Origin of the sequence: Bacillus sp. RC240, assembly GCF_044907945.1 — a bacterium.
GTDB lineage: Bacteria > Bacillota > Bacilli > Bacillales > Bacillaceae_G > Bacillus_A > Bacillus_A mycoides.
This window is the reverse complement of the sequence record NZ_JBIYCT010000001.1, coordinates 688,316-702,288: the sequence shown is the minus strand read 5'-3', so window position 1 is coordinate 702,288 and position 13,973 is coordinate 688,316. Positions and strand designations below refer to the sequence as shown.

Below are 13,973 nucleotides of genomic sequence, written 5' to 3'. Positions count from 1 at the left end.
CGAAAATCCCATTCTAGGAATAATCCCCCTCACTCACTCATTCATCTACTTATAACGTATAGTCAGTTCTATTTTTCTATTTGATTTTACACCTGACGAATAACATTTTAGATATTTTATTATGTGACAAGGGGAGAAGACTTAAATGAGTAATCAAAATATTGAACTTACAGGACGTATCGTAACTCCCGGAAATCCAGAATATAATTCCGCTCGAGAGGAATTCAACACATTTTTCAACAAATTCCCATTAATCATTGTCTTTGCTCAAAATACACAGGATGTAGTAAATGCAGTTCTCTGGTCGAGACAGCATAACGTACCTATGCGCATGCGCTCTGGTCGTCATAATTACGAAGGGTTATCCGTTAACAATGCTGGAATTGTAATTGATGTAAGTGAAATAAAGCAATTAGAAATAGATCATAATGGTGGGACTGTTACAATCGGGACTGGATGGAGAAACCTTTCTTTAACTGAAACACTCGCAGCTGAAGGGTTAGTTGTGCCAAGCGGCGTTTGTCCTACTCCTGGTATTGCAGGTGTGACATTAGGCGGTGGACATAGTGTACTCTCCCGTCCATGGGGATTAACTTTTGATCATTTAATTGAGCTAGAGATGGTTGACGCCAACGGTTGTATTATACGAGCCAATGCTAATCATAATTCTGATCTCTACTGGGCGTATCGAGGTGCAGGTGGTGGTAACTTTGGAATATGTACTTCCTTCAAGTTTCGAACACATAAAATTAATACAGTGGGATTTGCAGAAATTAGTTGGGGCTTAAAAGATTTAAAACCTGTACTAAAGTCATGGCAAGAATATACCCTCCCTTGCGCTGATAAGCGATTTACATGCACCTCTTCATGTCTTCAGGGGTAGAACCATCGTTATTGATGCAAGGAGTATTCCTAGGTTCAGTCCAACAATTGCAAGCACTTCTACAGCCATTATTACAAACTGGTTTACCATTAACAGTAACTATAAATGAAATACCTTGGGTAGAAGCTGCAACACGAATTGCTGCAACACAACCTATAGCGCCTTTACCATTTAAAAGTGTAGGTCCATATTTGTATGCACTATTGCCTGAAGAAGCACTCACGATCATCGAGCACTTTATAAACAATTCACCGCAGCATGCAACAACCTCTCTATTTTCCCATGGATTAGGCGGAGCCGTAGCTGAAATATCGAACGAAGCTACAGCTTATTTTTACCGAAAAGCACTTTCGAACATGTCAATATTCTCCACTTGGGATCAAGAAGAAGGTGCTGCCGCAAGCATTCGATGGACCGAAGATTTTCGATTAGCAATGTTACCATACACAAAAGGCGTTTACGTTAATACACCCGACCTCTCCATTAAAGATTGGCCGGATGCTTACTACAGCTGTAACTTTGATCGGTTAATGGAAGTAAAGGCTAAATATGACCCAAAAAACATTTTCAACTTCCCGCAAAGTATTCCGCCCTTTTAATAGTCGATACTGAAATTTATAGTTTATATTTCTAGCAAAAAAGGAACGATTCTTTCCATAAAAATTATGGGAAGAATCGTTCTTTTTCTATGCTGGATATATTTCATTTTTTTTTCATCTTTTTTTAATGTTCTTTTCATCCTAATTTCATCTGAATCTCATTCTTATTAGTTACACTCAGTTTATACATAAATAACTAGTAAGGAGGAATCATATATGAAAAATTATGAGACGGACCAAAATAAGAATAGAAATAGTATCCCTCTTCCTGATGAAGTCACTTCTGTTTCATCACGAAGTTGGCAGATGCTGAGCAAAGTTCCAGAAGTCACGATTTTCTTCTGGATTATCAAAATCATGGCAACTACAGTGGGCGAAACAGGCGCGGACTTCTTAAATACAAACTTGAACTTCGGCTTGACTAAAACGACCTTTGTTATGAGTGCTCTCTTGTTTATAACACTGTTCTTCCAGTTCAGGTTGAAGAAGTATGTTCCCTCGGTTTACTGGCTCACTGTTTTGCTAATTAGCGTTGTTGGCACGCTGGTCACCGACAATCTTACGGACAACTTCGGGATCGCTTTAGAGACTACAACCATCGTTTTCACTCTTTTGCTACTGGCAACTTTTGCTGCTTGGTATGTGAGTGAGAAGACACTGTCCATTCACTCTATTTACACAACAAAACGTGAAGTATTCTACTGGTTGGCTATCCTATTCACCTTCGCATTAGGTACTGCAGCTGGTGATCTCGTAGCAGAAAGTCTCAACTTAGGTTACTTGATTTCAGCGCTCATATTTGCCGCATTAATTGGGGCTGTATCCATCGCTTACTACCGCTTCAAATTAAATGCAGTGTTGGCCTTTTGGATCGCTTATATTTTAACTCGTCCTTTCGGCGCCTCTTTTGGAGATTATTTATCACAGCCTCACAATTCCGGTGGTCTTGGTCTCGGTACCGTGGGAACTAGCTTAATTTTCCTCGCAATAATCTTGAGCTTAGTTATTTATTTGACCAAGACGAAAAAAGACGTGAACCCGAGCGTACATTAATATATATTTTATCTGAACCTTAAAATAGGTGACATGATTTCATAATCGTTAGTACAAATTTCAAACAAAAGAAAATAAAAGATGAGATACTACTTTTAAACTACCAGTAGTATCTCATCTTTTATTTCTAATAAGCGTTGGGTTTCATTTTCTACATTTCTTTTTTCATTTAATGTTAATTGGATTGATTCTAACTCTCGAATGATTTTTATAGCTTTCTCTTGCCTATTTAGTGCAAGTAAAACATCTATTTGAACCACTTTCGCTTTAAAATATAGTTCATTAGAAACTGAATCGCATTGTTTATTAAAAACAGATTCTAATAAGTTGCTTGCTGCCAGGAAATCTTCTTTTGGATAGGCATATTTATAAGCCAATTTATATATTTTTTCAAACTTAGAGGCAGCTTTTGTCTGTTTATTTTCCTCGCTTATTAAAAGTGTTGAATCGCCTAACGGCTCTCCTATAATAAGTGTGTTTCCACTTGGATCAGTAATATTACACCTTCGATCCTCTACCGTATTATTTAATCTAGAAATACGAGGTACTCCCTTCATAGGAATTTTGCCATAATATTTTTTAAGGTTCGTTTTCAATATGTTATATACATCATCAATGTTTGAAACGACAATGTAGCATCCAACATGTTTTTGCTCTATATCAAAATTCTTATCTCCGAAAAAACTAAGTTCTGTAAATTCATTTTTTACAGATGCAAAACGATATGGTGCTTTTTGATAATACGTAATATCGAATCCTAGTGCTGTGTAAAATTCTAGTTGCTCGTCTATTTCAAACAGGCAATCAAAGATTGGTATCGTTCGATTTCTTTTCAACTCATTCAGCTCTTTTTTTTTCATACATAATCTCCTTTATTGAGTGGATTAGATTTCAAAGTATACTTACTTTCTAAAGTGATTTCCTATTATTTTTCGTGACAATATTGTGAACAAGCCCTTTTGTATATATTAAAATTTATATATAAATATACTATTATATATTATTCATCCCTCTTTTTTCAAGATACATTTATAGCAATCTAATCAGTGGAGGTTTTGTTTATGTCCGCTATATAAATCACATTTAACAAAACGACTCATTCCCAAGCCCCCAACTAAACCATTTTCCATGCCCTTCCGTTTCCCCAACCGTTTCACAATATTCGTTTCCATTAATATAATAATCAATATGAAGGTCCCGGTCCCACATGTTGTTATATAGGTGGAATACATCACGTTTTGCACCAATTTCTTTAATTTGTTTTTCTAGCGTATGTTTCACACCTTCTGGTATTTGATTCGCTACATGTGTATGGAAAATACAAATCACTGCATCTTCCCTTATTTGATCTACAATGGATGGTAGAAGCACTACACCATCTCCTTCAATTAATTGCACTGATTGTTCTTTTACAAGTTCTGCTGCTTGATCGAATAGTACCAGTCTTTCTTTATGTTCTGGCCAAATAAGCGCTCGTAACCATAAATAGTCTTCGTCATCATTTAAATCGTTCACGTGTAAATCTAGTCCGATTCTTTCTACGACAGGTGGACTTTGTTTTAGCAGATTCGGCATATTCTCCCCTCTTATTTCAGAGGTTAAATGAACATTCGATTGTGTATTTCCATACACTTCTTCCATTCCATATGAATAACTATATTGATCCCAAAATAGTTGTAATCCTGAACTTGTACCAATTTCTATTAACGCTAACGGTTTGTTCACTTTATTAAATATGTAACAGAAACTTGGATACAAATAGGCACATCGTCTTACTTCATTCGTTTGAACGAGTTTCGTTTGTAATAAAGTAATTATTTCTTCACGATATACATGGCAAAAATCTTTAAATTGGTGAAAGGCATTTTCAAAATTTGTATCAGCATTTTCAACTAAACTTTGATAATAGTTTTTTAAACTGTGCTCTTTTCCTTTTAACAATAAATAATGGACTGCACCTAATAATAAGTTTGGGACTGGTTGACCAGGTTGTGCGTAGGAAGCTAACGTAAGAACTTCCTCATCTTCAGAAATTTTTATTGATAAATATTCGTATAAGTCACTAGATCCTTTACATTCATTCACAGAAAAGTTTCGAAATAAGTTTGCGACTTGTTCTTTTGTAAGCATTGGTATCCCTCCTTAATTATTTTCAGAATAATCTTATCATCTATTTGTTATTTTTTTCAAATAAGATGTAATAAAAACAGATTTTTACAAATTCTCAAAGATTAAAACTTAAAAATAAAAGTATTGGTAAGTTTTTTTGAGATAACATCAAACTGGAATTCTTCTCCAAATTCCGCTTTACTACAATGCTTTTTACCCTTATGGCAGAAGAATTCTACAAAATAAAGCGTTAAATAGTTTAAAATTATCAGATAACACTAGATATTTTAGTCTATTAATTATTATAATAGAGTATGAGATGGTTATATAATTGAGACAAAAAAGGTAAATACCTAGGTGGGGCCTAGGCGGTGTTTTCTTTTTACGGCTTAGATATAAAAACACCTACTCTTTTTTGCCAATATAGGGGATGGAGAGATTATCATGAGCAACATGCAGCAAAAAACAGACGTTATCTTAATTGGCGCTGGAATTATGAGCGCAACGTTAGGATCATTACTTAAAGAATTGGCACCTGAATGGGAAATTAAAGTATTTGAAAAACTCACAAATGCCGGAGAAGAAAGTTCTAACGAATGGAATAATGCTGGTACAGGACATTCTGCGCTATGTGAGCTTAACTATACATCCGAAAAATCTGACGGGTCTATAGATATTGGTAAAGCTGTAAAAGTAAATGAGCAATTTCAACTCTCAAGACAATTTTGGGCGTATCTTGTTAAGAAAAACTTAATTCGTAATCCACAAGATTTTATTATGCCACTACCTCATATGAGTTTGGTGCAAGGGGAAAAAAATGTAGAGTTTCTAAAAAACCGTTTTGAAGCGCTTTCAAAAAACGCTCTATTCCAAGGAATGGAATTTTCTGATGCTCCTGACACATTAAAAAAATGGCTTCCACTCATTATGGAAGGCCGTAACTCTAATGAACCAATGGCTGCAACGAAAATTGACTCTGGAACAGATGTTAACTTCGGTGCGTTAACGCGCATGTTATTTGATTACTTAAAAACTAAAAATGTTGAGCTAAACTACAAACATAGTGTTGAAAATATTAAACGCACGAAGAATGGTTTGTGGGAAGTAAAAGTTCACGATATGAATAGTGGCAAAATCGAACATCATACTGCGAAATTCGTCTTTATCGGCGGCGGTGGCGGTAGTCTACCTCTACTTCAAAAGACTGGTATTCCTGAGTCAAAACATATTGGAGGATTCCCAGTAAGTGGACTATTTATGGTATGTAAAAACCCAAAAGTTGTAGAGCAGCATCATGCAAAAGTATACGGAAAAGCTAAAGTTGGTGCTCCGCCAATGTCTGTACCTCACCTTGATACAAGATATATAGACAACAAAAAAGCTTTACTGTTTGGACCATTTGCAGGCTTCTCACCTAAATTCTTAAAAACTGGCTCAAACCTTGATTTAATTGGTTCTGTAAAACCGAATAACGTCTTAACGATGTTAGCAGCCGGTTTAAAAGAAATGGGATTAACAAAATACTTAATCCAACAAGTTATGTTATCACACGAAAAGCGTATGGAGGAATTACGTGAGTTTATTCCGAACGCTAAAAGTGAAGATTGGGATACTGTCGTTGCTGGACAACGTGTGCAGGTAATTAAAGATACTGATGCAGGTGGTAAAGGAACACTTCAATTTGGTACAGAAGTTGTTAGTGCAAATGACGGATCAATCGCTGCGTTACTTGGTGCTTCTCCAGGTGCTTCTACTGCGGTTCACGTTATGCTTGAAGTATTAGAAAAATGCTTCCCAGAACGTATACTAGAATGGGAGCCAAAGATAAAAGAAATGGTCCCTTCTTACGGCGTGTCACTTACGGAAAATCCAAGACTGTTCCAAGAGCTTCACGCTTCAACAGGACGCACACTTGGGTTAAATGAAAAAGAAGCTGTTCACAATTAATGAATAGATTAAAAAAACGACATAATAAAAACGTCCGATATATTCGGACGTTTTTATTTTCTACTAGAAATTATACTTATCGATATTATCTTTCGTAAATACAACTCGTTCAGGTAATACGATAATACCATTTCCGTCTGCCTCATAGTCATACCCTTGAATAGAGTTCGGCTCTACTTTCACTTTTCCGATTCCTTTTACTTCAAAGCTATCCCCGACTTTTAACTTCTTCCCTTTTACAACAATTTCATTTGCAACATACGTTGCGAGGGCACCTTGTTGTTTTACATCCCATAATCCAAATTGTTGTACTGTTCCTCGTTTTACATAATCACGCATAACGTTCGGTGTCGAAAATCCCGTTACGACTACTTTCTTATCCATTTTTAAGTTCTCAGCCGCTTGCGCCATTGCTGGAAGTGCCGTTGCATCTGGACATATTACTGCGTTAATATCCGGATACGTTTTTAATATGTTCTCCCCTACTGACAAAGACTTTTGTGCATTATTTTCACCGTACTGCGTCGTTACAATTTCCCAGTTCGGATATTTCTTTTTAATAATTTCTTTTGCTTCCGTTACCCATTGGTTTTGATCTGTTACTGTTGGGCTAGAATAAAAGAATGCTACTTTTCCTTTATCCCCAATTTGCTTAGAAGTCATTTCAATTAATAAATTTGCAAGTTGGTCTGGTGTACCTTGACTAATATAAAATGAACGGTCTTTCGGATTTACATCAGAATCCCACGTTAATACAGTCATCCCCTTTTTCTTTGCACGTTGTAATGATTGCGAGAGACCATCAACTGACGTAGATGAAACCATAATCGCATCATAGTTTTGGTTAATAAAATTGTTTATATATTTTACTTGCCCTGATACGCTCGCCTCAGACGGTCCATCATACTTCACTTGTACACCTAACTTATCCCCCATCTCTTTTGCACCTTCACCGCCTGATGTGAAGAAGCCAACTCCTGTTAATTTCGGAATGAATGCAAATTTCACATCATCTGCTTTTTTCTTATCCGCTGTTTGGCTAGAACAAGCAATTAAACCGATTAAACAAATACACATAATAATAACAATCCCCAGTTTTCTCTTCATGACATTTCCCCCTTATGCAAATTCCTTCTTTTCCCCGTAGTGAATCGTTGTAATTTGAAATGTCTCATAATAACAGAAACAATAAGGATAATACCTATTACTACATTAGATTGTTCATTCGTTAAGCCCGTCATTTGCAAACCGTACTGCATGAGTCCTATAAAAATACTCGCTAGTACTGTCCCAATAATACTCCCTTTTCCGCCTGTAATAAGTGTGCCGCCTAATACAACTGCCGTAATTACTGGCAAAATCGTTTCACTTCCAATATCTGCACGAGCTGAACCGAAATACGCTGTTAAGAAAGCTCCTCCTAATCCACCTCCTAACCCAGAAAGTACGTAAGCAATAATCACTACTTTCTTCGTTCGAATGCCGGAATATCTCGCCGTACTTTCATTTGCGCCAGTTAATTTTGCGTAGCGACCATATGTTGTACGGTGAAACAATATCGTAAATACTATCGTTAAAATGACAAGGAGCCATAATAGATTAGGTATACCGATAAAACTACCATTTGCCATTTGCACATACGAATCTGGTAAACCACTTATTCCTTCATAGCCCGCTGCACCCGAACCACCTGAAATAACAAGGGCGATTCCTGCATATAAAAACATCGTTCCAAGTGTAACGACAAGAGGTTCTACATCTGTCATTTTTATAATAAGTCCATTTAATCCGCCCGCTATGCAACTTATTACGAGCGCAATGATAACGGCCAACAGTATAGGCATGCCATTCATCCAAAGTGCTCCGATAAGAATCGAAGTAAGCCCCATAATAGATCCTACTGATACATCAATTCCACCAGTTACAATGACAAATGTCATCGGAATAGCCGCGATTGAAATAATGAGGAAATCGTTCATACTAAAAAGGAGGTTACTAATGTTTAAGAAATCACTATTTATGAAACTAAAGAGAATGAGTTCTACGAGAAGCAATATGAGAAGAACCCCTTCCCATCTATACAAGCTACGTATTCCCCTCATAGATTCACCCTTCTTTCTTCTAGTTGCCGGAGTTTCTTCCATTTTTTTAAGACACTATCTAATATGATGATGAGTAAAAGTAAAAATCCTGAAATAGCACTATTCCAAAATGCAGGTATTTTTAAAAAGACGAGTGAACTGCTTATCACTTCTAAAAAAAATGCACCTAATGCCGCTCCAAATATAGAACCTGTTCCTCCTTTTAAATGTATACCACCTAAAACAGCAGCGGCGATAACTTGCAATTCTATCCCTGTACCTGTTTGATTTGGAACGAATCCAATATTCATTACGAATATACATCCAGCGAGCCCAGCGCTTATGCCTGATATGATAAACGCGTATATTTTCACTTTATCTACATGTATTCCAATAAGCCTTGCACCATCTTCATTATCACCGACCGCATAAAAATATCTTCCAATTTGTACTTTCATTAAAAAGAAATATAGTAGTAGTAATATGATAAGAACGGTCCATACCGTTACCGGAATGCCTAACATCATAATAGAAGAAATTTGTTTATACTCATTCGGAATATCTTCAATCCACTTTCCGCCCGTGAATAGTAACATTGCACCTCTAATAATACCGAGCATTCCTAATGTCATAATGATAGCTGGCACTCGAAATTTCGTAACGCCAATTCCGTTTACCAGGCCAATTAGTGCGCCAAGTATAATTGCCACAAGTACTGAAAAGAAAGCATTGTAACCATCCGTTAACAACATCCCGCAAACCGCAGCGCTTAATCCCATAATAGATCCTACTGATACATCTATATTTTTCGTAAACAATACGAAAGATTGACCAATTGCCAAAATAACTAAAATAACGCTTGATTTCATAATTAAAGATAAAGAGCTAAACTGAACAAAACTAGGATTCATCACTCCAACGAAGGCTATGTAAAGAAGTAATAAAATAATAATAGACGTCTCATGCATTTTAAATAAACGGTTCACTCGGTTACACCTCCATTTCCTCCGTACGCAAGGCGTGTAACTTCATCAATACAAATTTCCTTCTTCTCCAAATGAGAGACGAATGCTCCGTTTCTCATCACATAAACACGATTCGCTAATTGAGCGATTTCTTCCATATCTGAAGAAATTAATATGAGCGCAAGTCCCTTTCTCTTCAAACTTTGTATCGTTTCGTATACTTCTAATCTTGCTTTCGCATCAATACCACGGGTCGGTTCATCAAGAATAATCACTTTCGGATTACATGCAAGATATTTCGCTAGCACGACCTTCTGTTGGTTCCCACCTGATAAAGACGTCATTTTCTCATTCATATGAGGGACAACAATTCTAAACTGTTTTATATACAATTCGGATAAAGCGCTTTCTTTTTTGTTATTTAAAAAGAAGCTACTCATACTGTTTAAAGATGCAGATGTTATATTTTCCTTAACAGACGCAATTGAAAAAATACCACTCCCTGCTCGATCCTCCGGTACATACACCATACCTTCCTTTATTCGCTTATGTACCGAATACTTTGTAATGGATTTCCTATCTAATAAAACAGAACCTGATTTCAAAGGCTTTAATCCACATAACGATTCAGCTAGTTCAGTCCTACCTGATCCAACGATCCCAGCAATCCCAACAACTTCTCCAGCGTGTACAGTAAATGATACATTTTGAAACGCATAGCTTGACGCATTCGTGACATCTAATATTATTTCCGAAGGCTCTATTTCTTTATGTGCAATTTCTTTCTTCTCCTCAAGTCTATAACCTTTCGGCAATAACCCCTCCATTAGCATGTCATATGTATACCTTGATACATCACCTTGACTTACAATCATTCCGTCACGTAAAATCGCTACTTTATTTGCAATTTCAAAGATTTCTGGAAAACGATGCGTAATATATATCATTCCAATTCCTTTTTCTCTTAAACTTTTTATCAATACAAAAAGACTCTTAATTTCGTGAGTTGTTAATGTCGATGTTGGCTCATCTAAAATAAGAATCTCAGCTTCCCTTATTAATCCTCTCAATATTTCTACTAATTGTTGCTGGGCAATGGATAACGATAACCCTAGATCATGAAGTTGAATGTTCCACCCTAATTCTTCTAGCAACTTATTAATTTTATTTCGCAGTTCTTTCTTGTTCGCTTTCATTCCGATACGAATGTTCTCTTCAATTGTCATATGAGGAAAAATGAGCGGTTCTTGTGGTATTAAGTAAATACCATGTTGATGCGCTTCTGCTGTGTTTGAAAACTTTTGTATTTCCCCCTTCACATACATTTTGCCAGCATCGTATGAATACAAGCCCGTTAGTATTTTCGTTAACATTGATTTCCCGGCACCATTTCCTCCAACTAAAGCGTATATATCTCCACGCTCTAATTGTAAATTGACTTCTTTTAATACGAGTTGATCTGCAAATGATTTACTCATCTTTGTAACTTGTAATAAGGGCACGCTCTCCACATGTTGTCACCTGCCTTTATGCAGAACATTTTTTGAGAAAATAATTTTTTGTTCTACTTGTTTTGTAGCATTGTATATTTCTTTTTTCATATCTAGAACACTTTTTTCACTGGGCCAATTATCAGTGTGGGGATGAAACCCTACACTGATTAAAGTTTCACTTTATCGCTTCAACTGGAATAAACAAAATAACGAACACATATGTTTAAGCAGTGGTCAATTGTTGAAAGGGATGAAGAGCATGTCACAGCTGAGCTTTGAAGACAATTTGTTAACAAAAGTAGCTTGGTACTATTATAAAGATCAACTAACCCAGCAAGAAATTGCTTCACTTCTTCACATTTCAAGAAATAAAGTCGTTCGGTTGTTAGATAAAGCACGGACGGAAGGTGTCGTCACATTTCACATAAAAGGTACTGGTTTGCACTGTTTAAGCATCGAACGTGACCTTATGAAAAAATTCCATCTAAAAGATGCTTTCGTTATTCCAACTCCACCTGAGGATTATGCATTTTCACTCGGAAAAGCTGCCGCACAATATTTAGAAACTCAATTGCAACAAGGTGATTTACTTGGGATTGGCTGGGGAGAGACGATAAGTAAAATGCTAGAAAACATTCATTTTGATAGCTCTATGAGTCTTTCAATCGTTACTCTTACAGGAGGCGTAAATCACTATATTCCAAGAAATCAAAGCTATTTAAACTACATGCAAGGCGATCTTCATATTATTCCTACCCCTTTTCTTACATCTACAAATGAAATGACACAAATTATTCTATCTGAACCGAGCGTGAAAGATATGCTTCACGTCGCTTCACGTCGCTTCACTCGCTCATACAGCAGTAGTTGGCATTGGCAGCTTATCTCAAGACGCCACAATTGTGAAAGAAGAAAAATTAACACTACGTGAAATGACTTATATACGTAGTCAAAACGGGGCTGGAGATATTTTAGGGCAATTTTATAATACTGACGGAAAACAATTAGAACTTCCCCATCATAACCGTCTTATCGGCACACCACTCTCTGTTCTTCAAAATATGAAACATGTCGTTGGTGTAGCTGGCGGTACGGAAAAGATAGCTGCAATTTACGGCGCCTTAAAAGGAAAGTTCATTCATACATTAATTACCGATGAAGAAACTGCCCTCTCCTTATTAAGAAAGGAAGGTGACTCTTAATGTCTACTCTATTAGCTTACGACGCTGGTACAGGGAGCATTCGAGCAGTTCTTTTTGATTTAAGCGGTAATCAACTTGCTGTTAGTCAAAAAGAATGGATTCATAAATCAGATAGTCGTTACCCTGGTTCTATGAATTTTGATGTAACTGAAAACTGGCAGCTCGTTCAACAATGTACGAAAGAGGTTCTTCAAAAAAGTAATACGTCCTCCTCTTCTATTAAAGGTATTAGTGCAACGAGCATGCGCGAAGGCTTTGTTTTATACGATAAAAACGGGCAAGAAATATGGGCTTGTGCAAATGTTGATGGCCGCGCATCAGCGGAAGTTAGTGAACTAAAACAAATACGTTCCGAAATTGAAGAAGATTTATATAGAAAATCCGGTCAAACTTTTTCGTTAGGTGCTTTACCTCGCTTACTTTGGATTAAAAAACATGAACCAGACGTGTACAAAAACATTCATTCCTTTACGATGTTAAACGATTGGATTTTATATAAATTGTGCGGCGTACTGCAAATTGATTCTTCAAATGGATGTACGTCCGGTATATTCGATTTACAAAATAGAGCTTGGGATAACTCCATCGCTGAGCAATGCGGTCTTACTCTAGCCTTTTCTCCAAAAGTAAATGAAGCTGGTACAACTATTGGGAATATCACAAAACGAAGTGCTGAATTAACAGGATTACATGAAGGAACACCGGTCGTTGCTGGCGGCGGAGATGCACAAATGGCATCGCTTGGAACTGGAGTTGTAAAGCCTGAACAAACATTTATATGTGGGGGCAGTTTTTGGCAACAAGAAGTAAATATAACAAAACCAGAAACTGATCCAAATGCGGCGATTCGTGTTAATTGCCACGTCATTCCTAACCTATGGCAATACGAAACAATCGCTTTCTTCCCTGGCCTTGTTATGAGGTGGTTTCGAGATGCCTTTTGCCATGAAGAAAAACGGCTCGCTGAAAAACTCAGTATAGAGGCTTATGAATTACTAGAAGAACAAGCGAAAGAAGTTCCTGTAGGCTCACATGGCATAATCCCCACTTTTTCAAATGTAATGAATTATATTTCTTGGCGACATGCTGCACCATCCTTTTTAAATTTAAGTTTAGATGCTGAAAAATGCGGTAAAAAAGAAATGTTCCGGGCAATAGAAGAAAATGCCGCCTTCGTTACATTCGGCAACTTGAAATTAATAGAGGCTCTCACAGGTAAATTTCCTTCTGAAGTGATTTTTGCTGGCGGCGCTGCTAAAGGAAAACTTTGGCCACAAATCTTAGCAGATGTCCTCGGAATCTCTGTTAAAGTACCCGTTGTAAAAGAAGCCGCTGCTTTAGGTACGGCAATTGCCGCTGGGGTTGGTGCTGGCATATATTCATCTATGGCAGAGACTGCCGAACAATTTGTACAGTGGGAAAAAACATTTGAGCCAGTCACTGAAAATCATGAACTATATAAGGAATTCTATGAAACATGGAAAACTGTGTATAACAGTCAGCTCGCTTTAGCCGATAAAGGGCTCACCTCACATATGTGGATTGCACCCGGTGCTCTGTAACACATTACATAAAGTGAAACTTTAATCAGTGGGGGTTTTGTTCCTCCCCCACTGATTATTAGTTGAACCAATCGGGCGT

9 protein-coding genes and 2 pseudogenes are annotated in these 13,973 nt (G+C 37.0%); 5 read left to right on the top strand and 6 right to left on the bottom strand.

Annotated elements, in window-relative coordinates:
- Positions 1-145: 145 nt before the first annotated feature.
- Both ABH955_RS03615 and ABH955_RS03610 read left to right on the top strand, forming a co-directional pair.
- Positions 146-1,482: pseudogene (locus ABH955_RS03615) on the top strand (FAD-binding oxidoreductase).
- Positions 1,483-1,698: 216 nt separating this feature from the next.
- Positions 1,699-2,535, top strand: coding sequence for a COG4705 family protein (locus ABH955_RS03610; protein WP_404453403.1), 837 nt, complete (start codon positions 1,699-1,701; stop codon positions 2,533-2,535).
- A 95-nt stretch (positions 2,536-2,630) separates the two neighbouring features.
- Here ABH955_RS03610 and ABH955_RS03605 read toward each other — a convergent pair whose 3' ends face one another.
- Both ABH955_RS03605 and ABH955_RS03600 read right to left on the bottom strand, forming a co-directional pair.
- Positions 2,631-3,395 carry a VOC family protein gene (locus tag ABH955_RS03605; protein WP_404490884.1) on the bottom strand — a complete coding sequence of 255 codons (765 nt, stop codon included), beginning with the start codon at positions 3,393-3,395 and terminating at the stop codon, positions 2,631-2,633.
- A 223-nt stretch (positions 3,396-3,618) separates the two neighbouring features.
- Complete coding sequence (locus tag ABH955_RS03600) at positions 3,619-4,665, bottom strand: DUF2332 domain-containing protein (protein ID WP_404453397.1); 1,047 nt, start codon at positions 4,663-4,665, stop codon at positions 3,619-3,621.
- Between the two features lie 423 nt (positions 4,666-5,088).
- On the opposite strand from ABH955_RS03600, the gene ABH955_RS03595 reads away from it, so the two are divergent.
- The gene (locus tag ABH955_RS03595) at positions 5,089-6,591 is read left to right on the top strand and encodes a malate:quinone oxidoreductase (protein ID WP_404453394.1); all 1,503 of its coding nucleotides are present in this window, start codon (positions 5,089-5,091) and stop codon (positions 6,589-6,591) included.
- A 63-nt stretch (positions 6,592-6,654) separates the two neighbouring features.
- Here ABH955_RS03595 and lsrB read toward each other — a convergent pair whose 3' ends face one another.
- The 4 genes from lsrB to ABH955_RS03575 are packed head-to-tail and all read right to left on the bottom strand — an operon-like array spanning position 6,655 to position 11,148.
- Entirely contained in the window at positions 6,655-7,698 is a 1,044-nt protein-coding gene (gene lsrB, locus ABH955_RS03590) for an autoinducer 2 ABC transporter substrate-binding protein LsrB (RefSeq protein WP_404453391.1), read from the bottom strand.
- The gene (locus ABH955_RS03585) at positions 7,695-8,693 is read right to left on the bottom strand and encodes an ABC transporter permease (protein ID WP_002189993.1); all 999 of its coding nucleotides are present in this window, start codon (positions 8,691-8,693) and stop codon (positions 7,695-7,697) included. The genes lsrB and ABH955_RS03585 overlap by 4 nt, the downstream gene beginning before the upstream one ends.
- On the bottom strand, positions 8,690-9,658 hold the full coding sequence (locus tag ABH955_RS03580; protein WP_404453388.1) for an ABC transporter permease subunit: 969 nt from the start codon (positions 9,656-9,658) through the stop codon (positions 8,690-8,692). The genes ABH955_RS03585 and ABH955_RS03580 overlap by 4 nt, the downstream gene beginning before the upstream one ends.
- Entirely contained in the window at positions 9,655-11,148 is a 1,494-nt protein-coding gene (locus ABH955_RS03575; RefSeq protein ID WP_404453385.1) for a sugar ABC transporter ATP-binding protein, read from the bottom strand. The genes ABH955_RS03580 and ABH955_RS03575 overlap by 4 nt, the downstream gene beginning before the upstream one ends.
- A gap of 241 nt (positions 11,149-11,389) precedes the next feature.
- On the opposite strand from ABH955_RS03575, the pseudogene ABH955_RS03570 reads away from it, so the two are divergent.
- Together ABH955_RS03570 and lsrK are read left to right on the top strand one after the other, a co-directional pair.
- Positions 11,390-12,332, top strand: a pseudogene (locus ABH955_RS03570) (sugar-binding transcriptional regulator).
- Positions 12,332-13,894, top strand: coding sequence for an autoinducer-2 kinase (gene lsrK, locus ABH955_RS03565; RefSeq protein ID WP_404453381.1), 1,563 nt, complete (start codon positions 12,332-12,334; stop codon positions 13,892-13,894). Before ABH955_RS03570 ends, lsrK begins: the two are co-directional and overlap by 1 nt.
- Positions 13,895-13,973: the final 79 nt, after the last annotated feature.